The 22,524-nt window shown below is 70.2% G+C and carries 18 protein-coding genes and 1 pseudogene; 15 read left to right on the forward strand and 4 right to left on the reverse strand.

The window, feature by feature from the left end:
- Positions 1–20: 20 nt before the first annotated feature.
- The 4 genes from mdh to Pla133_RS10980 all read left to right on the forward strand — a co-directional run bounded on the left by mdh (position 21) and on the right by Pla133_RS10980 (position 4,254).
- On the forward strand, positions 21–974 hold the full coding sequence (gene mdh / locus Pla133_RS10965; protein WP_145065101.1) for a malate dehydrogenase: 954 nt from the start codon (positions 21–23) through the stop codon (positions 972–974).
- A gap of 58 nt (positions 975–1,032) precedes the next feature.
- Positions 1,033–2,436: a class II fumarate hydratase gene (gene fumC, locus Pla133_RS10970; RefSeq protein ID WP_145065103.1), complete on the forward strand. Its 1,404-nt coding sequence runs from the start codon at positions 1,033–1,035 to the stop codon at positions 2,434–2,436.
- Positions 2,437–2,476: 40 nt separating this feature from the next.
- Positions 2,477–3,979 carry a malate dehydrogenase (quinone) gene (gene mqo, locus Pla133_RS10975; protein ID WP_145065105.1) on the forward strand — a complete coding sequence of 501 codons (1,503 nt, stop codon included), beginning with the start codon at positions 2,477–2,479 and terminating at the stop codon, positions 3,977–3,979.
- Positions 3,980–4,128: 149 nt separating this feature from the next.
- Entirely contained in the window at positions 4,129–4,254 is a 126-nt protein-coding gene (locus Pla133_RS10980) for a 50S ribosomal protein L34 (protein WP_145065107.1), read from the forward strand.
- A gap of 312 nt (positions 4,255–4,566) precedes the next feature.
- On the opposite strand, the gene Pla133_RS10985 is transcribed toward Pla133_RS10980, so the two are convergent.
- The 4 genes from Pla133_RS10985 to Pla133_RS11000 form a co-directional block, all read right to left on the reverse strand.
- Entirely contained in the window at positions 4,567–6,033 is a 1,467-nt protein-coding gene (locus Pla133_RS10985; RefSeq protein ID WP_145065109.1) for a tetratricopeptide repeat protein, read from the reverse strand.
- 11 nt (positions 6,034–6,044) lie between these two features.
- Positions 6,045–7,532 (reverse strand): hypothetical protein, encoded by a 1,488-nt coding sequence (locus Pla133_RS10990; protein ID WP_145065111.1) that lies wholly within the window; start codon positions 7,530–7,532, stop codon positions 6,045–6,047.
- Positions 7,533–7,783: 251 nt separating this feature from the next.
- Complete coding sequence (locus tag Pla133_RS10995) at positions 7,784–8,968, reverse strand: 2'-deoxycytidine 5'-triphosphate deaminase (RefSeq protein ID WP_419192366.1); 1,185 nt, start codon at positions 8,966–8,968, stop codon at positions 7,784–7,786.
- A gap of 156 nt (positions 8,969–9,124) precedes the next feature.
- Positions 9,125–10,393, reverse strand: coding sequence for a hypothetical protein (locus tag Pla133_RS11000; protein ID WP_145065115.1), 1,269 nt, complete (start codon positions 10,391–10,393; stop codon positions 9,125–9,127).
- Between the two features lie 567 nt (positions 10,394–10,960).
- On the opposite strand from Pla133_RS11000, the gene sucC reads away from it, so the two are divergent.
- The 11 genes and pseudogenes from sucC to Pla133_RS11055 all read left to right on the forward strand — a co-directional run bounded on the left by sucC (position 10,961) and on the right by Pla133_RS11055 (position 22,370).
- Positions 10,961–12,121, forward strand: a complete 1,161-nt coding sequence (sucC, locus tag Pla133_RS11005; RefSeq protein ID WP_145065117.1) for an ADP-forming succinate--CoA ligase subunit beta — start codon at positions 10,961–10,963, stop codon at positions 12,119–12,121.
- Between the two features lie 20 nt (positions 12,122–12,141).
- Entirely contained in the window at positions 12,142–13,041 is a 900-nt protein-coding gene (sucD, locus tag Pla133_RS11010) for a succinate--CoA ligase subunit alpha (RefSeq protein WP_145065119.1), read from the forward strand.
- The gene (locus Pla133_RS11015; RefSeq protein WP_145065121.1) at positions 13,038–13,865 is read left to right on the forward strand and encodes an MnmC family methyltransferase; all 828 of its coding nucleotides are present in this window, start codon (positions 13,038–13,040) and stop codon (positions 13,863–13,865) included. Before sucD ends, Pla133_RS11015 begins: the two co-directional genes overlap by 4 nt.
- A 132-nt stretch (positions 13,866–13,997) precedes the next feature.
- Positions 13,998–14,252: a twin-arginine translocase TatA/TatE family subunit gene (locus Pla133_RS11020; RefSeq protein ID WP_419192367.1), complete on the forward strand. Its 255-nt coding sequence runs from the start codon at positions 13,998–14,000 to the stop codon at positions 14,250–14,252.
- A gap of 140 nt (positions 14,253–14,392) precedes the next feature.
- Positions 14,393–14,998, forward strand: coding sequence for a molybdenum cofactor guanylyltransferase (gene mobA / locus Pla133_RS11025; RefSeq protein WP_419192368.1), 606 nt, complete (start codon positions 14,393–14,395; stop codon positions 14,996–14,998).
- Entirely contained in the window at positions 14,995–15,981 is a 987-nt protein-coding gene (locus Pla133_RS11030; RefSeq protein WP_145065125.1) for a polyprenyl synthetase family protein, read from the forward strand. Before mobA ends, Pla133_RS11030 begins: the two co-directional genes overlap by 4 nt.
- A 16-nt stretch (positions 15,982–15,997) precedes the next feature.
- Entirely contained in the window at positions 15,998–17,239 is a 1,242-nt protein-coding gene (locus Pla133_RS11035; RefSeq protein WP_145065127.1) for a hypothetical protein, read from the forward strand.
- A 14-nt stretch (positions 17,240–17,253) separates the two neighbouring features.
- Positions 17,254–18,429, forward strand: coding sequence for a cytochrome c biogenesis ResB family protein (locus Pla133_RS11040; RefSeq protein WP_145065129.1), 1,176 nt, complete (start codon positions 17,254–17,256; stop codon positions 18,427–18,429).
- Between the two features lie 9 nt (positions 18,430–18,438).
- Positions 18,439–20,520, forward strand: coding sequence for a cytochrome c biogenesis protein (locus Pla133_RS11045; protein WP_145065131.1), 2,082 nt, complete (start codon positions 18,439–18,441; stop codon positions 20,518–20,520).
- Positions 20,521–20,534: 14 nt separating this feature from the next.
- Positions 20,535–21,383: pseudogene (folD, locus tag Pla133_RS11050) on the forward strand (bifunctional methylenetetrahydrofolate dehydrogenase/methenyltetrahydrofolate cyclohydrolase FolD); the annotation flags it as partial.
- Between the two features lie 93 nt (positions 21,384–21,476).
- Entirely contained in the window at positions 21,477–22,370 is an 894-nt protein-coding gene (locus tag Pla133_RS11055; RefSeq protein ID WP_145065135.1) for a rhomboid family intramembrane serine protease, read from the forward strand.
- Positions 22,371–22,524 lie beyond the last annotated feature (154 nt).

Genomic DNA, 22,524 nt, shown 5'->3' on the forward strand with positions numbered 1-22,524 from the left:
CCTGTCCGGCCCGAGGACCCATGCAAGCAGTCACCCAACGCAAGATCACCGTCGTCGGCGCAGGCTTCGTAGGCATGTCCTGCGCCCATCGCGCCGCCCAGCTCGAGTTGGCCTCCGAGGTCGTGTTGATCGACGTCAACGGCAGTCGGGCCCGGGGCATTGCCCTGGACCTGAGCCAGGCGGCGGCGATCGAGGGCTGGGGCACGCGCGTGTCCGGCACCGACGACCCCCAGGCCACGGCCGACTCGGACCTGGTGATCGTCACCGCCGGCAAGCCGCGTCAACCGGGCATGAGCCGTTCCGACCTGCTCGAGGTCAACGGCCGTGTGATGATCGCCGTGGCCGAGTACGTGCGCCGACTGAGCCCCGCGGCCCACGTGATCGTGGTCACCAACCCGCTCGACACGATGGTGCACCTGTGCCGCCACGCCCTGGGCTTTCCGGCGCGTCAGGTCACGGGCATGGCCGGGGTGCTCGACTCCGCGCGCCTGCGGTACTTCATCGCCGAGGCCACCGGCACCGGTGTGGTCGACGTGGACGCGATGGTGATGGGTGCCCACGGCGATTCGATGGTGCCCCTGCCGAAGCGCTGCTCGGTCTCGGGGGTTCCGGCCCTCGACCTGATCTCGCCGGCGGAGTTGGACGAGCTGAGCGATCGCACGCGCCACGGCGGCGCCGAGATCGTCAAGCTGCTCGGCACCGGCAGCGCCTTCTTCGCGCCGGCCGCCGCCGCCGTTGCCATGGCCGCCTCGATCCTCAATGACGAGCGACGCCTGTTGCCCTGCGCCTGCCTGCTGAACGGCGAGTACGGCCTCGAGGGGATCTACATGGGCGTACCCGCGATCCTCGGCGCGCGCGGCGTCGAGCGTATCGTCGAGCTACCCCTCGACACCGAGGCGCGCATCGCCATGCAGAAGACTGCCGGCACGATCGAGGACGACCTCGACGCCCTGCGCGGCCTCGGCCTCTTGTAGCCGCGTCCGACCGCGCGTCCTGCGAACCCGTCCCAGACCCCCCCCAGCCCAAGCTCACGTGACCACCCGTACCGAGACCGACTCCATCGGACCGATCCAAGTCGACGGCGACCGCCTCTGGGGCGCTCAGACCGAGCGCTCGCGGCAGAACTTCAAGATCGGCGGGCAGACCTTCCCGCGCGCGTTCATCCGCGCCCTGGGCCTGGTCAAGCTCTGCGCGGCGCGGGCCAACGCCGAGTTGGGGGAGCTGGACTCCCTCGACGCCGGGCAGCGCGACGTGCTCATGCAGGCGGCCCAGGAGGTCGTCGACGGCAAGTGGGACGAACACTTCCCGCTGGTCGTGTGGCAAACCGGCTCGGGCACCCAGACCAACATGAACGCCAACGAGGTGATCGCCAACCGGGCGATCCAGATCCTCGGGGGCGAGTTGGGGTCCAAGACTCCGATCCACCCCAACGACCACTGCAACCGCTCCCAGTCGTCGAACGACGTCTTCCCGACTGCCATGCACGTGGCGGCGGCGGAGCAGGTGGGTGGCCAGCTCCTACCGGCCCTCGAAGCGCTCGCTGGCGCCTTCGACGGCAAGGCGCGGGAGTGGAACCAGGTGGTCAAGATCGGTCGCACCCACTTGCAGGACGCCACGCCGCTCACCGTCGGGCAGGAGGTGTCCGGTTGGGCCCAGCAGCTGCGCGACGGAATCCGCGCCCTGCGGGCGATGCTGCCCGGCGTCTACGAGCTAGCCCTGGGCGGCACGGCCGTGGGCACGGGCCTGAACACCCACCCGCGCTACGCGGGGCTGGTGGCCGAGCGCATCGCCGAAGCGACGGGGCTGCCCTTCGTCACGGCGCCGAACAAGTTCTCGGCCCTCGCGGCCCACGACGCCCTGGTGGGCCTCTCGGGTTCGCTGCGGCAGGTCGCGATGGCCCTGATGAAGATCGCCAACGACGTGCGTTGGCTCGGTTCGGGGCCGCGCTGCGGTATCGGCGAGCTGCGCCTGCCGGCCAACGAGCCGGGCTCGTCGATCATGCCCGGCAAGGTCAACCCGACCCAGTGCGAGGCTCTGACCATGGTCTGCACCCAGGTCTTCGGCAATGACGCAGCGGTGGGCTTTGCCGGCAGTCAGGGCAACTTCGAGCTCAACGTCTTCAAGCCGGTGATGATCCACAACGTGTTGCAGTCGATCCGGCTGCTGTCGGACGCCTGCGACTCCTTCCGCACCAACTGCGTGGACGGCATGGAGCTGGACGCGGCGCGCGTGGACGAGCTGATGCGTAAGAGCCTGATGTTGGTCACGGCGCTCAACCGTCACGTGGGCTACGACAATGCCGCCAAGATCGCCAAGCACGCCTACAAGGAAGGCCTGACCCTGCGCGAGTCGGCCGAGGCCCTGGGGCTGATGAGCGGCGCCGACTTCGACGCTGCGGTGATCCCCGAGCAGATGGTCGGTCCCCGCGAGGCTTGAGGTCGGCCGATCGGCCGGCCGCGAGCGCTAAGCTCTGGCAATGAGTTCCTCTCCAGCGGGCGGTCATCCGGTGGTCGACGTGGCGCTGGTCGGCGCCGGGATCATGAGCGCGACCCTCGGCGCGATCCTGCGACGCCTGGAGCCCGGTTTGTCGATGGTCGTGCTCGAGCGCCTCGACCAGGTGGCGACTGAGAGCTCGTCGGCCTGGAACAACGCAGGCACCGGCCACTCGGCCTTCTGCGAGCTCAACTACACCCCCGAGCGTGCGGACGGCACGATCGATATCTCCAAGGCCGAGAAGGTCGCGGCGCAGTTCGAGCTCAGCCGCCACTTCTGGGCCTCGATGGTCGAGTCCGGCGTCCTGGGTGACCCGCGCCGCTTCCTGCACTCAGTGCCCCACATGAGCTTCGTGGTGGGGGCGGAGGGCGTCGACTTCCTGCATCGCCGCTGCGAGGCCCTGTCCCACTCGCCGCTCTTCGCGGGCCTGCAATTCTGCGACGACCGCAGGGTCCTGGCCGATTGGCTGCCCCTGATGTTCGAGGGGCGCGAGGGCGACGAAGTCCTGGCCGCGACACGCATGGACGCGGGCACCGACGTGGACTTCGGTGCCCTGACCAAGCGGCTGTTCGAGTCCCTTGCGAGCTCGTCGACGGTCTCCCTCGGCCTGGAGCAGGAGGTTCGCGACCTCGTCCGCAAGGACGACGGCCTCTGGCGATTGAAGGTGCGCGACAGGCGCTCGGGCGAGGACCGCATCGTGCGGGCGCGCTTCGTCTTCATCGGCGCGGGGGGCGGCGCCCTGCGCCTGCTCGAGCGCTCGGAGATTCCCGAGGCCGAGGGCTACGGCGGCTTCCCGGTCAGCGGTCAGTGGCTGCGGTGCAACAACCCGCAGGTGTCTGCGCGCCATCGGGCCAAGGTCTACGGTCGCCCGGTGGAGGGCTCGCCGCCGATGTCGATGCCGCACCTGGACACGCGCGTGATCGACGGCCACCGCGAGCTCTTGTTCGGACCCTATGCCGGGTTCAGCACTCGCTTCCTCAAGCGGGGCTCGCTGCTCGACCTGCCGCGCTCGGTGGACCTGGGCAACCTGCTGCCGATGCTCGAGGCCGGCGCCGACAACGTCGGGCTGATGGGCTACCTGCTGGGGCAGGTCCTGGAGTCGCGGGAGGAGCGCGTGGAGGCCCTGCGCGAGTTCTACCCCGCGGCGCGGGACGCGGACTGGGAGCTGGTCGTGGCCGGGCAGCGAGTCCAGGTCATCAAGGACGAGCCCGGTCGCGGGGGCGTGCTGGAGTTCGGGACCGAGCTGGTGGCCTGCGCCGACGGCTCGCTCGCGGCCCTCCTGGGCGCTTCGCCGGGGGCGTCCACGGCGGTCGCCGTGGCCCTGGAAGTGCTCGAGCGATGCTTCCCCGAGCGCCTTGCGGGGGCCGACTGGCAGGCCGAGCTGCGGGTCCTGGTCCCCGGCCACGGCCTCGGACGCGACGAGCTGCGCACCCGCTGCGGCGCGCTGCGGGCCGCCGACGCGCGGGTCCTGGGCCTCGACGCCTGAGCGTCGGGACTCGTCCTGAGCGCCGCCCGGACCCCGATCCGGTCGCCAGCCGGCTCCCGGCGGCCCGAGTCCTGGGGCCGGGGGGCTCGACTCGGGAACCTGCCATGGATAGTCTCTTGCCCCCGAAGTCTCCGAGACAGGTCCCCACGATGAAGATCAAGATCCGCAAGAGCCGCGCCAAGCACGCGAAGACCACCGGCTTCCTGAGCCGCCAGCGCACCAAGGGCGGTCGTAAGACCAACAAGCGCCAGCGCGCGCGCCACGGCGCCTTCTGAGCTAGCGCTCGGCCCCATCGGACTGGGAGGCTCGGCTGCTTTCCACGCGGCCGGCTTCCGAGCCGCGGCCCATCAGTCCACGCGCCTGTCCCGCGCCGATCACGGATTGACTCCGGGAGTGCACCCCAGCCAGGGGAGCGCTCCCGGTCCCCGTTCGGGGCTCCCGGTGTCCATTCGGGGCTCCCGGTGTCCATTCGGGGCTCCGCCGCGGGCCCTGGTGGGTGAACGGCGCGGCTCCGGGGAGGCCGAGCGTCCTGGAGCGCACTTGGTCGGCGCAGCGCCGGCTCCGCGCGCGGACGGCGGTCGCGTGTGTCAGAGCGGGTCGGTGCCGTCGTGGATCGCGCGCAGCTTGCCGCTCCACTCGCCGTCGCCCGGGTCGATGGCGCGGGCCCGCTCCCAGCAACGTCGGGCGTCCTCCTGGCGACCGATCATCCAGTAGTGATCGGCCAGGTCGCCCCAAACCTCGTCGTTGCTGCGGGCGCCGCGTTCTGCGTTGTGGAGCGCGGGCTCGAGGATGCCAGCGTTGGCGAGTGCCGTCTCGCGGTCGAGCTGGGGAAGCCAGCCCATCTGTGCGTTGCCCTCGCCGATCGCGTCGAGCAACCGCACGTGCAGACCCGCGGCCCGTTCGGGTCGCCCGGCCTCGGTGTACAGGTCGATCGCGCTGGACAAGAGCTCGATCGATGAATCGTCGGCCAGCGAGAGGTTGGCCCGATCGATCCAATCGTCCATACGCAGAGCCACCTGCTCGATCGGCAGGCCCTCGATCACTTGCTGCAGCATCCCGTGCACGCCGGGGGCGTCCGTGGCCAGCAACTCGTCGACCATCTCGATGGCCTCCTCCGGACGGCCCTCTTGGATCAACAGCGAGGCGAGCTGGGCACCCAGAACCGGATCGGCCTCGTTGGCCCAGGCGTCGGCGAGGATCGCCTCGGCCGCGTCCGGATCCAGGTCGGCCAGCACCCGCAGGGCCTCGACTCGATCGATCGGGTGCTCGAGCATGGGCGCCAAGAGCGCCCGCGCCTCCGCCTCGCGGCCGGCGGTGATCAGGTGCCGGGCCAGTTGCAGGCCGTCGCCGACCTCCTCGCCGGAGAAGAACTGCTCGGCCAGCACCGCGGCGGCGGCGGGGTCGATCCCGGCGATGTTCTGGATGATCCCGGGGATCTCCCGGCGCTGCCAGCGGCTGTTCGGCTGATCGCCGTTGCCGTCACCCATCAAGATGTCGAACGACCGGGTCCAGGCCGCCACGGCCTCGGCGGTGCGACCGGAGCCTTGGAACTTGGCCGCCAAGCGATTCCACTCGCCCGAGAGGCCCCCGAAGGCCTCGAGCACCTCGTGGGCAGCGTCCAGGTCACCCATGTTGAGGTACTGGGTGAAGAGGAAGCTTTTGGCCGAGGCATCGCTCTCCGCGAAGTAGGCCTCGAGGCGCCCGGAGGTGAGCAGTGCGGTCAGCTTGTCGTAGAGCGCCCCCTCCTCGTCGCCACCCGTCGGGATACTCACTGGGCTCCCATCGGCGGACGGCGCGACGGCGGTGCGGGCGTTCGGGACCGGCGCCTGCGGCCGCGCCGCACTCTGCGCGGCGACGAGATCGGAATCGGCGCCGGGGGCCTCGTCAGCGTGGCTGCCAGGGGCCGCGGCCGCCCGGGTGACGGAGTCACCGGACTCCTCGCTGGCGACGGCCACGTCGGACCCGAGGGCCGCGTTGCCGATCCAGCCGAGGGCCAACCCCACGACTCCTGCGACCGCGGCGACGAGGGTGGACTGCTTGGCGCCATTGCTCATGGAATTGCTCTTCAAAGGGGGTCGGTTCCGTTCTCGACGGCAGAGATCTTGTTGGTCCACTCACCGTCGCCAGGGTCGATCTCGTTGGCTCGCCGCCAGCAGGACTCGGCGGCCTGGAATTGACCCAGGCGCCAGTAGGAGTCGGCGATATCACCCCAGTACTCGTCGTCGGTGCCCGCGAAGGTCGTCATGCGGTCGAGCCGCGAGACAAAGGCGCCCTGGGCCGCCTGGGCCACGCCCTCGGGGATCAGTGGGACGTTCCCACCGTTGCCCGACGCGGCGACGTCGTAGATGCTCAAGTAGGCGTCGGCGGCGGCCTCGTAGTTGCCTGCGCGCGTGTAGAACTGGGCGATCTCCGTCTGGACCGTGACGTTGTCGGGCGCGTTCGCGGCCCAGGCGTCGACCTGCTCGCCGACCAAGTCGGCGTCCATGGTCCGCATCGCTTCACGCAGGAGATGGGCGGGCAGTGTGCCGCCAGCCGCGCGGTCGAGGATCAGCGCGAGGGCCTCCTCCGAGCGTCCGCTCGAGTTCAACACGCGGAAGTACTCGAGCTCGATCTCCGCGGAGGGGTTGCTGGACATCAGGCTGTTCAGCAGCTCCTCGGCGCGCTCCGGGTTCAACTCGCGCAGCTCCTGGATGGCGGCGACGTTCACTTGGCCCTCGGCCAAGAGGGACTCGACCTCGGCCAAGGCCTCCTCCACGCGCCCCGACTCGCGCAGGCTCTGGATCAAGTCGATCCGCATGCCCGAGTCCAACTCGCCGTTGCTCGCCTGCTGCTGGAGAATGTCCGCGGCGACGTCGGGACTCGAAGCGCGTAGCTCGTCGAGCCAGGCGTCGGTGTCGTTCTGGTAGCGCTGGAAGATCTGCCACAGGTTCCCCGGCATTTCGCCGCCAGTGCTGTCGCCGGCCAGGGCGAGTCGAATCGCCTGGGCCAGGGCCTCGTCGGCCAGGTCGGTCCGACCGGCTCGCCGCAGCGCCTCGGCGACGAAGTTCCAGTTGCCGGGGCGGGTCTCGACCCGCCCGAGCAGGCCGTAGGCCGCCCCCGCGTCGCCCACCTCGAGATAGAGATCGATCAAGCGGTCGACGACCTTGGACTGGTCGGTGGCGAGCGCCTGCTCGATCCGACCCGAACGCAGGATCGCCGTGAGCTCCGCGACGAGGGAATCCGCTCGGCCGAGTTCCTCGGCGCTCGCGAGCGGCTTCTCGGTCTCGCCGCTCGCTTCTTCCGAGGCTGCCCCGAACTCCCGCCGGGTCGCGGGCTCGGGAGCTTCGTCAGGCCGTGGGGCGCTGGCCTGAGGGAAGGCGGCCGCAGCGGTCGGTCGGGCCAGGTTTGCGTTGCGATCCACGCCATCGGGCCGAGCGACAGGCGCGGGTGCGTTGGACGCGGCCTGGGTGGCAGCGGTGGGGAAACCCAGTTGGCTGGTCAGGAGCGCGCCGCCGAGCCCACCGATGAGCAGGCACGCGGGGGCAATCAGGGCGAGCGAGTCGGATCGAGCCACGGTCTGTCGTCTCCGGGTGGAAGGTTCTCGAAAGGGCCTGTCTCTCCCAGGCACTTGGGGTGGGTCGTTGGAGCCCGCTCGGGCTCCGTCCCCTGCTACCCATCCCCGAGGTCTAGTAGACGCACGGAATCCCCCGAGGCCAACGCCGCGGACAGCTCGTTGTTGACCGGAACCTCGGAAATCCCGTCGATTGGCTCTGCGGATCGGCGCGATCGACCCGGAGGCTCGGCAGCCTCGGCGCCGGATGCGGGTCAGGCGCGGAACGGCCGCGCCAGGGTCAGGTCTTGATCCCCATAGCTGGGACCCGGACGCCCGTGGCCGTAGAGGTTGCGCGGCCGCCCGCTGGCGCGGAAGAAGCGCAGGCGGAAGAAGACCTGACCGTCCTCCAGGAGGAAGGGCACGTCGTGGGCCCGGACCTCGAGCACCGCCGGGGTGCCGCAGCCCAGGGCGCGGCCGTGCTCGTCCTCGCGCCAGCCGAAGCCGTTGTCGAAGAATCCCGCGTAGTTGTTGCGCAGCTCGCCCACGCCCACGTCCACCGGCAGCATCTCGGCCGCCAGGTGAGGCGGGATCACGATCCGTTCGCGGCTGGCGAAGATGTAGAAGCGCCCGGGGTCGAGGATGCAAGCGCCGCCACTGCCGCGGGAGTAGACCGACTCCCAGAAGTCGAAGCGGTCGTGGACGCCGTCGGAGGCGAAGTCGACCACGGCCGTGTGCAGGGCGGCGCGCCAGCCGCAGGGCTTGCGGCCGGTGAGGCCGATCCGCAGTTCCAGGGAGCCGTCCTCGGTGAAGCGGACTTCCTCCTCGGGCAGGGCGCGGTCTCCGTCGAAGGCCAGGGGCGTCTCGCGATAGACCGCGCGCAGCTCCTCCTCGGTCAACGCGCAGGGGCCGTCCTGCAGACGCAGCTGCACGAGTCGGTCGCCGCGACGCAAGCGCACGGGGAACGAGAGCGGAACCACTTCGAGCCACAGGGGGCCGCGGTAGCCCGGGGGCGTCTCGTCGAAGCGTGGATGCCCGGGAACCAGCACCCGGCAGAACAGGTCACAGCGTCCGCTGGAGCTGCGCGGGTTGAAGCGCGCGACCACGCCCGGGGGAAGGTCGAGGTACTCCGCGAGCGGGATCAGGTAGACCTGCCCGCGCTTGAGGATCGCGCCGTCGCCGCTGAGCTCCTCCTCGTGGATGGTCAGCTCCGCCAGGCGCGACTCGAGGTCGGAGCGCTCGGGCAAGAAGCCACAGCGCAGGTTGGTGACGCGCCCGCCCAGGCGCAGGTCGAGGCTGGCCGGCTGGATCTGGCGGACCTCGATCGGCGGCGAGCCCTCGGCGCTGCGCAGCGCGGTGCCGAGCAGCGCCTCGAGCTCGCGATCGACGAAGGTCACGCCGCCCTCGGACGCGCCGCTCACGTCGATGGGACCGCTCGGGTTCGCCTGGGTCTGAGTCATCCGCGCATGGTGCGGGCTCGGCCGCCCGCCAGGCAAGCGCAGACGCCGCTCCCGAGCCCCGCGGGCGCGCGGCATCGCCGCGACAGGCGAACTCTCAGCCGCAGGCGCTTGGCCCGAGCGTCAGCCATGGAGGCCCGCCCGGGCCGCGATTCGCGCTCAGTCAAGCTCCACGAACCAGGGCAGCTTACCGTCCGCCAACTGGTCCTTGGCGAGCTCGATGTCCTCCAGGTCGAGCTCGGTCTGATCCGCGACCGAAGCCCTGGCGTGCAGGCGATCGGTGGCCCGGCGAGCCAGCTTCCAGTCGCCGCTCCGAAGGGCCGCGCTGACGGCGTGCTCCCACTCGGCCTCGTCCAGGGGATCGTCGCAGATGCGTCGTAGGGCGCGCATCGACAGGGGCGAGAGGCCTCCGATGCGGCCCATGCGATCGAGGGACGCGGCCACGGCCGAGCGTCGCCGCAGGGCGTCGAAGGCCCCGTCCCCGGCGTCGAAGGTCCGCTCGAGGGCCCGATCCACGTGGCGCGCGAGCAGCGGGAGGTCCGTGGCCTCGAAGTCCTGGATGAAGTCCACCATCAGGTCGTTCGTCGGGTCGACGGATTCGACCCACTGTCCCAGGAAGCGGTCCGCGGCGGCGATGGAGCGGTCCTCGGTCGACTGGGCCAGCATCTCGCCGATCCAGCCGACCTCGTCCGGCATCGTGGCGGCCAGGTCGAGGGCCAGGTCAGCCGTTTCATCGATGCGGCCTTCTCCGACCAGCAGTCCGAAGAGCTGCTCGCGCACGTCCGTATCTCCCTCCGCCAGGCGCACGCGCAGGAGCTCGATGCGCTCGCCGGCGGGCAGACCGTCGAACTCGAGCTGGCGCGCGAGAGTCCCCAGGAGCGGGTCGCTGCGGTAGCCGGCCACGAAGGCCTCGGGGTCCAGTCCCACGGCGGCCAGGACGTCGGCGCCGTCGGCCAGTCTCAGCTTGCCGGCGTCGATCGCCGCACGCACCCGGGCTTCGAGCACCTCGACCGGGGGCGCGGGCAGGTGGGCGAGCACGCTGAGCAGACGCGCCCGGTCGTGGCTGGGCCAGCGGTAGGTGTCCGCGATGCGCCACATGGCGTTCACGAGCTCCACTGCGCGCTCCTGGTCGCCGCGCCAGGCGACGCCGAGGGCAGCGGACCGGAACAGTTCCAGGGCCCGCTCGGGGCTCGCGTCGCGCGACCCTCCGATGGCGCCGCGGACCACGAGGCCCTGGACGACCCACTGGGGCTGGGAGCCGTCCGCCCTGGTCCAGGGGCGCGGCGGACTCGCGGCCGAGCCAGTGGGCCAAGGGGTGAAGTTGGTGGTCGAGATTCGATCCCACGCTGAGATCAGGAGCGCCGCCACCGGCTCGGGGTCGGATCCGAGCATCCGGCGCTGCTCGCACAGGGCCAGGATCAGCGTCATTTCGGCCGGACCCCCCGCCGCCTCGTCGAGCAGCTCCCGCAGATCCGGGGGACTCCCGACTCCGAGCGTGGGGGCGGGCGCTCGTCTCGGTGCCGCGGCAGTGGACAGTGCGACCCCCGGGCTCGCAGGGTCCGACCGCAGGCGTTCGGAGTCGGCAGCAGATGCCGCGGCCTCGCGCAGGTCGGCGGCAGCTTCGGCCCCCGCGTGCCCGACCGGGGTCGAGGTCGGCCGGGACCCGGGCACCGCGATCGACGCCGGGGTCCCTGGATCGGCGGCGCCCGGGCGGTTCCCCACGAGGTACCCGAGGCTCGCACCAAGCGCGAGGGCGATCGACAGGGCGGCCAGTGATGGAAGCGAGCGAACCATGGAGCACGGTTTACCCCGCGGGTGCTCCGACCAGTGCGGGGGCCCCGCCTTCCTGGCCACCGGCGGGCCGCGCCGCTATTCTGCTGCGCCCGAAAGCCACCTCGGCGCGCCCCCGGCGGGCGCTCGGGCCCCTCCACGCGGCTCCTGCCGAGCCACCCCGGCGGTCGCCGACTCGCGCCCGCGGACGCCCCCCACAAGCCCATGAACATCCACGAATTCCAGGCCAAGGAGCTGCTGCGTCGCTTCGGCGTGGCCACCCCCGACGGCCGCGAGTGCACCAGCGCCGACCAGGCGGCGGAGGCCTACACGGCCCTCGGGTCGAAGGTCGCCGTCGTCAAGGCGCAGATCCACGCCGGTGGCCGCGGCAAGGCCGGCGGCGTCAAGCTCGCGAAGAGCGCCGACGAGGCCCGCGCGGCCGCGGCCGAGATCCTCGGCAAGACGCTGGTGACCCACCAGACCGGTCCCGGCGGTCAGCTCGTGCGGCGCCTGTGGGTCGAGCAGGGCTCGCAGATCGCGTCCGAGTACTACGTCGGCATCGTGGTCGATCGCACCACGAACGGCCCGGTGATGATGGCCAGCAGCGAGGGTGGCATGGACATCGAAGAGGTGGCCGCGCACACCCCCGAGAAGATCCTCAAGGCGCCCTTCGGGTCGGACGGCCTGTTGGCCGACGACGCCGCGAAGCGCCTGGCCGAGGGCATCGGCCTGCCGGCCGAGCTCGTGCCCCAGGGCGTGGCGCTGATGCAGCAGCTGGCCAAGGCCTTCTGCGAGCTGGACTGCTCGCTGATGGAGATCAACCCGCTGGTCCACACCGACGACGGCAAGGTCATCGCCCTCGACGCGAAGATCAACTTCGACGACAACGCCCTCTACCGGCACCCCGACGTGGTCGCCCTGCGCGACCTGCACGAGGAGGACGCCAAGGAGATCGAGGCCAGCAAGTACGACCTCTCCTACATCGCCCTCGACGGCAACATCGGCTGCATGGTCAACGGGGCCGGCCTGGCCATGGCGACCATGGACGTGATCAAGCTGAACGGCGGCGATCCGGCGAACTTCCTGGACGTGGGCGGCGGCGCGACGGTCGAGAAGGTCACCGCGGCCTTCAAGATCCTGCTCTCCGACGCCAACGTGAAGGGCGTGCTGGTCAACATCTTCGGCGGGATCATGAAGTGCGACGTGATCGCCGAGGGCGTCATCGCGGCCGTCAAGGAAGTTCAGCTCGGCGTGCCGCTGGTGGTGCGCCTGGAAGGTACGAATGTCGAGCGCGGCAAGCAGCTGCTCGACGGTTCGGGTCTTCCGATCATCACCGCCAACGATCTCGACGAAGCGGCCGGCAAGATCGTCGCCGCAGTGGCCTGAGGCCGCAGAAAGCAAATCCAATGAGCGTCTGGGTCAACAGCGACACGAAAGTCATCTGCCAGGGATTCACCGGGAAGACCGGTACGTTCCACTCCGAGCAGGCCATTCAGTACGGCACGCAGATGGTGGGGGGCGTGACCCCCAAGAAGGGCGGTCAGACCCACCTGGGGCTGCCGGTCTTCGACACCGTGGCGGAAGCCGTCGCGGAGACCGGGGCCAACGCCTCGGTCGTCTACGTCCCGCCGCCCTTCGCCGCGGCGGCGATCATCGAGGCGGTGGACGCCGGCATCGAGCTGGTGGTCACGATCACCGAGGGCGTGCCGGTGTTGGACATGGTCCGCGTGCGCGAGCACATGGCTGGCACCTCCGCGCGCCTGATCGGGCCCAACTGCCCGGGCATCATCACGCCCGACCAGTGCAAGATCGGGATCATGCCGGGCTACATCCACAAGGCCGGTCGGGTCGGTGTGGTCTCGCGCTCCGGCACCCTGACCTACGAGGCCGTGTGGCAGCTCACCAGCCGCGGCATCGGCCAGTCGACCTGCATCGGCATCGGCGGTGACCCGATCAACGGCACCAACTTCATCGACTGCCTCAAGGCCTTCAACGAGGACGAGGACACCGACGCGATGATCATGATCGGTGAGATCGGTGGCACGGCCGAGGAAGAGGCGGCCGAGTTCATCGCCTCCGAGGTCAAGAAGCCGGTGGTCGGCTTCATCGCCGGCGCGACCGCGCCCCCCGGCCGTCGCATGGGGCACGCCGGAGCGATCATCTCCGGCGGCAAGGGCACCGCGGCCGACAAGATGGCGGCCCTCGAGAAGGCCGGCGTCGCGGTCACTCCGACCCCCTCGCGCCTGGGTCTGCTCATGGAGCAGCGCCTCGAGGAGGCCGGTCTGCTCGCCACCGCGCGGGGTTGACCACGAACCGCGAAGTGGAGCGCGGTTGGCGACCTGTCCGCACGGCGGACGGGTCGCTGACCGCGCTCCACCCCATTCACGGCCAGGCTGCCCACGACCTGGAGGGGGCGCGGTCGGAGGCTCGGTCGCGCTACGCGCGGCCCTGCCTGCTCGACCTGGTGGAGCCCGGGGCGACGGTGCGACTGCTCGACGTGGGCAGCGGACTGGGGTTGAACCTGGCCGCGGCGCTGGAGGCCGTGGAAGGTCACGGTGCCCGACTGCAGGCGGTGGGACTCGAGCTGGACCGCCGCGCGCTCGAGTGTGCGGCGGCCATGGGGCCCGATCCGGAACCCGGGTTCGAGCGGGCCTGGAGTGCGGTGCGCCTGGCCTTCGTCGCGGCCCTCGAGGGGCGCGGGGGCGTGCTCGGCTTCGGGGCGCGCAGCTCGATCGAGTTGCACCTGGGCGACGCCGCGGCGGCCCTGGCGGGGGACCGATTCCCGGGACCCTTCGACGCGATCTTCCTCGACGGGTACGCCCCGGCCTTGGGTGGAGCTCTGTGGGACCCGCCCTTCCTGGCGGCCCTGGCCGAGCGCCTCGCCCCGCACGGCCGGCTGGCGACCTACACGGCCTCGGCGCGGGTGCGCGCCGGAATGCTGGCGGCGGGCCTGGCGCTGGGACTCCCGGAGCGGGTCGGACGCAAGGGCGCGGGCACCCTCGCGGGCTGGAAGGCCTTGGATGGACCGCGGGTGAGCGCCCTCGACCGAGCCCAGGCCGCCAAGCTGGATCGTCGGGCCGAGCGACTGCGAGTGTCCCCGGGGGGGGGAAAGCCGGACGGCGGGGCCTGAGCTTCAACTATCATGGCGCCGGCCAGTTGCGTCCGTCGGACGTCCGACGTGACAGGGCTCGCAAGGCGCCCAATCGAGGCCTAGAAACCCGCAAGCGCGATCCCACAGGAAAGCGCGGCCCACCGCCAGACCATGACCCACATCGCAGCCGGAACGATCGCCGCCATCACGCCGTTCGTCGGCTCCCCGTACCTCGCCATGCCGGGCCCGACCGAGCTTTGGATCGTCCTGGGCGTGGTGCTGCTCATCTTCGGTGGACGCAAGCTGCCCGAGCTCGCGCGCGCCGCGGGCTCGAGCATCACCCAGTTCAAGCGCGGGCTGAAGGAAGAGGAGAGCGCCGAGCCGATCGAGGGCCCCGCGGGCAAGGCCGAGAAGGAAACCACCTGAGACGGGCTCGCCGGGGCTGATCCCCGGGGAGACAGGAGAGGAACCTAGTCATCGCACCCACCGAGGATCTCCCCCGGCTCCCCGCCGAACGGCACTCGAGCACCGACCGCCGCACGGGCGGCGGGCCGGTGAGTGGAGTCGTGCTCTGCGGGGGTGCGAGTCGTCGGATGGGCACCGACAAGGCCCGGCTGCGGTGGGAGGGCTCGACCCTTCTGGCGCGAGCCGTCGAGGCCCTGCGCCCCCTCTGCGATCGCGTGCTCTTGGCCAGCGGTGAGCGGGCGCGCTACGGCGACCTCGGACTCGACGCCTCGGAGGTGCTCGACCGGCGCGCCTCGTTCGGGCCGTTGGCGGGGATCGAAGCGGCGCTGCTGGCGGCGAGCGGTGAATGGCTCGTGACCACTCCGGTCGACATGCCGGGAACGGGTGCCGCGGTGTTCGGCGCCCTGATCGATCGCGCGCGCTCCAGCGGGGCCGACGCCGTGACCCTGCGCAGTCCCCGGGGAATCGAGCCCCTGGTAGCGGTCTATCGCGTGTCGGTCTGTGCGCCCCTGGCGCAGCGTCTTCTGGACGAGGGACAGCGGCGGCCGGTTGCCCTGGCTGCGGCTCTGTGCGCGGTCGAGATCGACGTCGCCGAGTTCGGCGAGGACGTCCAGTCCCTGTTGCGCAATGTGAACGCACCTAACGACCTGTTCACGCCGGCTCGGGGCCGAGCTGACGATGATCTAACCACCGGAGGGGCCGCGTGAGCGATCCGAGCGGCGAGTTGCCCAACCTGTTGGCGCCCATCGAGGCCGACCTGGAGCGGACCCGCGAGGTGCTCGATCGAGAGCTCTCGGACAACTCTCCGGCGGTGCGGGACATGCTCGATCACATCAGTCGCTTCCGCGGCAAGCAATTGCGGGCGGCGATGGTGCTGCTCTGCGGTCGCGCCTCGGGCGCCTGGGGTCCCGAACATCCCCAGGTCGCGGCAGTCGTCGAAATGATCCACCTCGCCACCCTTGTCCACGACGATGTGCTCGACGGCGCCTCCGTGCGGCGACGGGTCGCGAGCGTCAACACGCGTTGGGACAACCAGGTGGCGGTGCTCCTGGGGGATTGGCTCTACGCCCGAGCCTTCGCCCTTTCGACGCGGCTGCAGTCGCCCCTGGTCAGCCGTCACCTGGCGCTCACCACCCAGAAGATCTGCAAGGGTGAAATCGAGCAGGCGGGGCACCGCTACGACTTCGACCTGAGCCGCGACGGCTACGAAGCCATCGCGGGCGCCAAGACCGCATCGCTCTACGCGGCTGCCTGCGAACTCGGAGCCCTCTACCCCGATGGCGACGAGCGCACCGCTTCCGAGTTGGGGCTCTTTGGGTGGGAGGTCGGCCTGGCCTTTCAGATCGTGGACGACGTGTTGGACCTGACCGGAACACAGGAAGAAGTGGGCAAACCCGTGGGCAACGACGTCGACGACGGGAAGGTGACCCTGCCGGTGCTGCACGTCTACGCCAGCGCCGACAACTCACAACGTGCCGCCATTCGCGACGCGTACACGGAGCCCGGGCTGGCCGATCGCGTCGGGCGTCTGCGCGAGGTGTGCGACCTGCGTCCGGGCCTCGAGGCTGCTCGAGGTCGCGCTGACGAGTTGCTGCGAACGGCGCTCGGCCGACTGTCCGTCCTCCCCGATGGACCGATTCGAGAGACCCTGGCGAGAGCCGGGAGTTTCGTCCTACAGCGACGCTACTGAACCGTACGAGACTCCCATGCACGGCAGCTCCTCCCGACGACCCTTGAACCCGCGCACCGCTCACGGGAGCGGCCAGTCACCCAAGCGGGTGCTCTCGCTGCTCGGGGTGAGCCTGCTTGGCCTGACGCCGCTGGTCAGCCTGGGCTGCAGCAACGGCGACGGGCCGCTGGTGCTCGAGCCGAAGACCCTGACCAAGACGCGCATGGCCTCGCGCGTGGTGGTGCCGGCCGACCTCTCGGCCACTAGCGAGGACCGCTTCGGGAACCCCTTCGCGCCGGCCAAGAAGGTCGAGCCGGAAGCCCCCGCGGGCGGCTACGAGTGGGACGTGCCCGCGAGCTGGGTCGAGGTTGCGCCGCGCAGTCAGTTCCGCATGGTCGACTTCCAGGTAGCGGGGGTCTCGACGGCCGAGTGCTACGTCACCAAGCTGCCCGGCGGCGCAGGTGGCGTCATCGGCAACATCAACCGTTGGGCCAGCACCCAGCTCGGCCTCCCGCCTCTGACCGAGGCGGACGTCGCGCTGCTCCCGAGGCACTCGCTGCTGGGCCGAGAGGGCGTCCTGTTCGAGGCGGACGGGGACTTCTCGGGCGTGGGGGGCGCGAGCCTCGAGCAGGCTCGAATGATGGGGCTCGTGCTCGAGGACCCGATGTTCACCCTGTTCGTGAAGATGACCGGGCCGCGCGACCTGGTCCTGGCCGAGCGCCAGGCCTTCCTCGACTTCGCGGCCTCCCTGCGGGAGAGCGAGGATCCGCCCTCGGGCAACAGCGCCGCGCCGGCCGCGCCTGGGGCTGGGGGCGGCGGGTTCGGGTTCGACGAGATCGACTACGAGCTACCCGAGGGCTGGACCCGCGGCGGGCCGCGCCCGATGCGGCTGATGAGCTTCGTCACCGCCGATGGCGGCGACGTGTCGGTGAGCACGGCCGGGGGCACCTTGGACCAGAACTTGACCCGTTGGTACGGCCAGGTCGGGCTCGCTCCGCCCCAGGGCGCGGCGATCCTCGGTCTGGAGCGCATCCCCGTGCTCGGCCGCTCGTCGATCGTGGTCGACGTCGAGGGCGACTTCACCGGCATGGGGGACCAGAAGGTCCCGGACCAACGCCTCTTGGGCATCATCGTCCCGCTCGAGGCGAACGACGAGAGCCTGTTCGTGAAGATGGTCGGCGACCGTGAACTGGTAGGCGCCGAGCGTGAACGGTTGCTCGCCTTTGCCCGCTCAATGACCAAGACGCCCGAGTCCCAGGCCACGACCAAGGGCCGCTGAGCGGCGCTGCGATCATGAAGCCTATTCGCGCAGTTATCGACGTCCTGGGGTCCTTCGGACTCTCCGTGGCCGTCCTGTCCGGGATGCTGCTCTTGACCTTCCTGGGTACGGTCGAGCAGCAGAACACCGGCCTGTACGAGGTTCAGAAGAACTACTTCGAGTCGTGGATCGCCATGCATCCGACGCGCTGGGGCGAGATGCCCCTGCCCGGAGGCGTGCTGCTGATGTCGCTGTTGGCCGTCAACCTCGCCATCGGCGGGTTGGTTCGCATCCGCAAGTCCAAGCGCACGGCGGGGATCATCATCTGCCACGTGGGCATCGCCCTGCTGATGGCTGCGGGCCTGGTCAAGCTGACCAACAGCGACGACGGCTTCCTGGCCCTGGTCGAGGGCGAGTCGTCGGACGACTTCGTGAGCTTCTTCCACTGGGAGGTCGCGATCTACGACGCTGAAGCGGACCCGGACGCGCCGGTGCAGGAGATCTTGATCGACGACACCGACCTGCGGGCCCTGTCCGGCGGCCGATCGCGGGTCTTCAGCCATCCGGACCTGGGCTTCCAGCTCGAGCTCTCGAACTACGTGCCCAACGGGCGCCCGCTCCCGGTCGGGCCCCAGTGGCGGTCGGAGTATCCGATCGTCGACGGCTACGCGACCTACACCTTCCCCAAGGCCAACCAGGCGGAGGAGAACGTGCCGGTGGTGTACGCCCGCGCCCTCGTGGGTGGCCAGGTGACCTCGGCGGGGATCCTCTACGGCGGTGAGGCCAGTCCGCTGATCCTCGGCAACGGGGACGAGCTGATGGCCCTCAGTCTGCGCAAGCAGCGCTTCCAGATGCCATTCACCGTGCACCTGGACGACTTCCACATGGAAGAGCACCCGCGCACGCGGATCGCGTCGGTCTACCGCAGCGACATCACGAAGCTCCAGGACGGCGTCGAGGACAAGGTGCGGATCGAGATGAACCGGCCCCTGCGCGACTCGGGCCTGGTGCTGTTCCAGTCGTCATACGGGACTCGCATGACGGACTTGGGGCCTAGGCCCTACAGCCAGTTCTCCGTGGTGCGTAACCCCTCCGACCACTGGCCCCTGTACGCGTGCATCGTGATCGGGGTGGGTCTGCTGTTCGCCTTCGTCCAACGACTCACGGCTTTCCTCAAGAAGCAGAACGCCGCCCGGCGCGCGGCGGCCTAGGTGAATCCCATGCAGTTGAGCCGAGTTCTGCTGATCCTCGTCGCTTCGTTCGCCGCGCTGGGTGCGGTGGCGGTGGCCGAGCCCCAGCCGCCGAGCGTCGCGACGCCTCCGGTCGCCGTCCAAGGTCAGACGCCCGAGGCCAGGGCCGAAGCGCTCTACCGCGGGATCCCCCAGCGTGCGCTGCGAACGTCGCCGTGGCCCGAGGAGACCCTGGCCATTGCCGCGGAGATCCCGGTCCAGGACGGAGGTCGGATCAAACCCCTGTCGACCTTCGGTGCCTTCCGCCTGCTCGAGTTCAACGGCAAGCGCTCGCTGAAGGTCGTGTTGCCGGGCGGGATCGAAGAGAAGCTCACGCCGACGGCGTGGCTGCTCGACGTGCTCTTCTATCCCGACCAGGCCCGTCGCTATCAGCACTTCCTGGTGCGTGACGACTCCACCCTCACGGCCCTCGGTCTGGAGATCAGCGGCCGCAAGCGCAGCGACCGCTACAGCTACGACGAGCTGTTGCAGGCCCGGCCGGAGCTGGCCGCGCGGGCCGCGGCGGCGTCGGAGAAGGAATCGTCGTCACTGACCCGGCTCGAGCGCGACTTCCTGATCCTCGGGAGCAACGTGGTCGATTTCGAGGACCTGGTCGTCTCCCTCGAGTTCGCCCGTGCACCCCTCGCCTTGACGGCGACCGAGTTCCTGCGCGGGGTCTTCCCCGAGGCGGGGTTGGGGGTGACGTCCTTCCTGCAGCAGGTGGACGTGGTGCGGGAACGCTGGGACCAGGCGGAGTCGGGAGCGCTCGACCCCCAAGTGGCCCAGGCCGAGTTGTCCGCTGCCAAGCTGATCCTCGACAACTTCGGGCGCGCCATGGAGCGCGCCACCTACGGACCCGGCCTGATCGCGCCGGCTGCCGACGCCGAGTCGGTGCCGGCCTGGTTCGACCTTGGCGACGCCCTACAGCACGCCTTTGAGCAGGGCGACGACCTCGAAGCCCTGCCGATGCTCGCCGCCTTGGAGCACGCCGAGGCCGCCAAGGGCGACCCCGCTGCCTTCCGCAGCGCGCTCGGTGAGTTCAAGCAGCTCTCGCAAGCTCGTGCCGAGAGTCGCGGCGAGTATTCGAAGGTCCCGCTCGAGGTCAGCTTCTACCGCTGGGACTTCTTCATCTGGGCCCTGGGCCTCTTCCTGCTCGGCTTCTTGGCGGTGGCGGTGACCTGGATGCGGCCCATGTTGCCGGTCACGGCCATGGCGTGGCTCTTCTCGAGCGCCGGCCTGGCCATGTTGATCGCGGGCATCGTGATGCGTTGCATCCTGCGCTCGCGTCCTCCCGTGTCGACTCTGTACGAGACGATCCTGTTCATCACGGGCGTGGTCGTGCTGGTCGGACTGTTCATCGAGTGGGTCACGCGCCAACGGATCGCCCTCTCGGTGTCGGCGCTCGTCGGTGCCGCCGGGATGTTCCTTTCGACTCGCTACGAGTTGAAGGAGGCGATCACCGCCGGTGACACCATGCCGAGCCTGGTGGCCGTGCTCGACACGAACTTCTGGCTCTCGACCCACGTCACCAGCGTGACCGTCGGCTACGCGGCCGGCCTCTTGGCGGCAGTCTTGGCCAACGTGTGGCTGCTCGGGCGAATCCTCGGGATCGGCAAGGAGAACCGCGCCGTCTACGCCTCGATCACCCGCATGGTCTACGGCGTGACTTGCTTCGGGCTGCTCTTCGCCGTGGTCGGAACGATCCTCGGCGGGGTCTGGGCCAACTACTCCTGGGGCCGCTTCTGGGGCTGGGATCCCAAGGAGAACGGCGCCCTGATGATCGTGCTCTGGCAGTTGATCATCCTCCATGCGCGGCTCGGCGGCTACGTCAAGCAGTTCGGGATCAACGTCCTCGCGGTGATCGGCGGTTGTGTGGTGGTCTTCTCCTGGTGGGGGGTCAATCTGCTCAACGTGGGCCTTCACACCTACGGCTTCACCACGGGCGTGGGGGCGGTGACCAAGGCCGTCTACCTGATCGAGGGAGCGGTGGTGTTCGGGGCCCTGCTGTGGTACTTCTTCGTCGGTAGCGCGGTTGCCAACGGTGGCAAGCGCGAAGTATCCGCGGCGAGCTGAGAACCGACGGCAACATGGCGGCGGAGACCATCGACGGCAAGGGGATCGCGGCGCTGGTGCGAGCCGAGGTCGGCGTTGCGGCGCAGCGACTCACGGCTGCGGGCCAGCGGCCCGGCCTGACCGTGGTGTTGGTGGGGGAAGACCCTGCCAGCCAGGTCTACGTGCGAAACAAGGATCGCGCCGCCGATCGGGCCGGCTTCCGTGTGGAGACCCGCAAGCTCCCGGCCCAGACACCCCAGGCCGAGCTGCTGGCCCTGGTCGCCGAGCTGAACGCCGACGAGGCGGTGCACGGGATTCTGGTCCAGCTGCCCCTGCCCGGTGGCCTCGACGCGGACGCGGTGGTGCGCGCCATCGACCCCGCCAAGGACGTGGACGGGCTGCATCCGGACAACGTAGCGGCCCTGTGGATGGGGACGCCCGGCCACCGGCCCTGCACGCCCTCGGGCTGCGTCGAGCTGCTCGACCGCACGGGAATCGACATCGCCGGGCGCAATGCGGTGGTGATCGGCCGGTCCCTGCTGGTCGGCAAGCCCCTGGCGGCGCTGCTGCTCGCCCGCAACGCGACCGTGACCATCGCCCACAGCCGCACGGCGGACCTGGCGGGGCTGGCGCGCGGCGCCGACATCTTGGTCGCCGCTGTGGGGCGCGCGGAGCTGGTGCGGGGCAACTGGATCAAGCCCGGGGCGGCGGTCCTGGACGTGGGGATCAATCGGGGTGCCGATGGCAGCCTGGTGGGGGACGTGGCCTTCGACGAGGCGCGGGAACGCGCCGCCGCGATCACTCCAGTCCCCGGCGGGGTCGGGCCGATGACCATCGCCATGTTGTTGCGGAACACGGCGGCCGCGGCGGCACGCCGGGCCGGTTTGGATGCCGAACAGGTCTTCGCCGAGGCCCGGCTGATCGCGGCGGAGCGCTCCGCGAGCGCGGCCGGTTCGGGGCTCGCCCGCTGATTGGCGATGCAGACGAGTGAATACCAAGGCGGGGGCTCCTCCCTGGCTCTCCCCGGCTTGACCCCCGTGGTCAAGTGGCTGCTGATCTCCATGGCCGCGGTCTGGGGGGTGGAGCTGGTGATCAGCCTCGTCAACCCGGATTGGATCTCGTCCGTCACGCTGGGGACCAGGGTGGCCGACGGCGCGTTGGTGCCCGAGGCCCACTGGGGCGGACTGTTCGGCTACTTCGGTGCCACCCCCGGCATCTGGTTCGACCGCTTCCCTTGGCTGTTTCCGTGGCAGGTGCTGACCTACGGCTTCCTGCACGGGGTGAGCTCGCCGCTCCACCTCCTGTTCAACCTGCTCGGCATCTACTTCTTCGGGACGATGGTCGAGGGGACCATCGGCAGCCGGCGCTTCCTGCAGTTCTTCCTGATCGCCCTGGCTGCGGGCGGGATCACGTCACTGCTGCTCAAGCCGCTCTTGATGGGGAGCAGCGGGCCTACCGTGGGTGCCTCGGCGGGGGTCATGGCGATTCTGTGCTGCGCCGCGACGATGCAGCCCCGAGCGACGGTCCTGCTGCTGTTCTTCCCCCTGCCCCTGGCCTGGCTCGCGATCGGTCTGGTGGGCATGGACGCCTTCTTCCTGATCCAGGAGTTGGCTGGCCGCGGCACCGACTTCAAGGACCACCTGGCCCACCTGGCAGGTGCCGGCTTCGGCTTTCTTGCGGCCCGACGTGGGTTGATCTGGCAGGACTGGGGATCGGTCGTCGAGGCCAAGGTCGCGGAGCACAAGGCCCAGGGCGTGGCCAACGACGAGGGGCGGCTCGACGAGCTGCTGATCAAGATCCAGAAGGAAGGCATCCACTCCCTCAGTGAGCGTGAGCGGGCCTTCCTGAAGCGGATGTCCGATCGTCGCTGAGGCGGCGTGCCCTCGATCGAGTCCGTGGCGCGAGCCGCGGAGGGGCCCGGCGGGCGTGGTCGATTCCCGGCGTGGCCCGCTCCGAGCCCGGGCGGCTGATACGGGTGGTGAAACGGGTTCAGGAGCCCCGGTGCGAGACCCCATCGCCCTGGGC

It is taken from the genome of Engelhardtia mirabilis, assembly GCF_007748095.1.
Classification (GTDB): Bacteria; Planctomycetota; UBA1135; order UBA1135.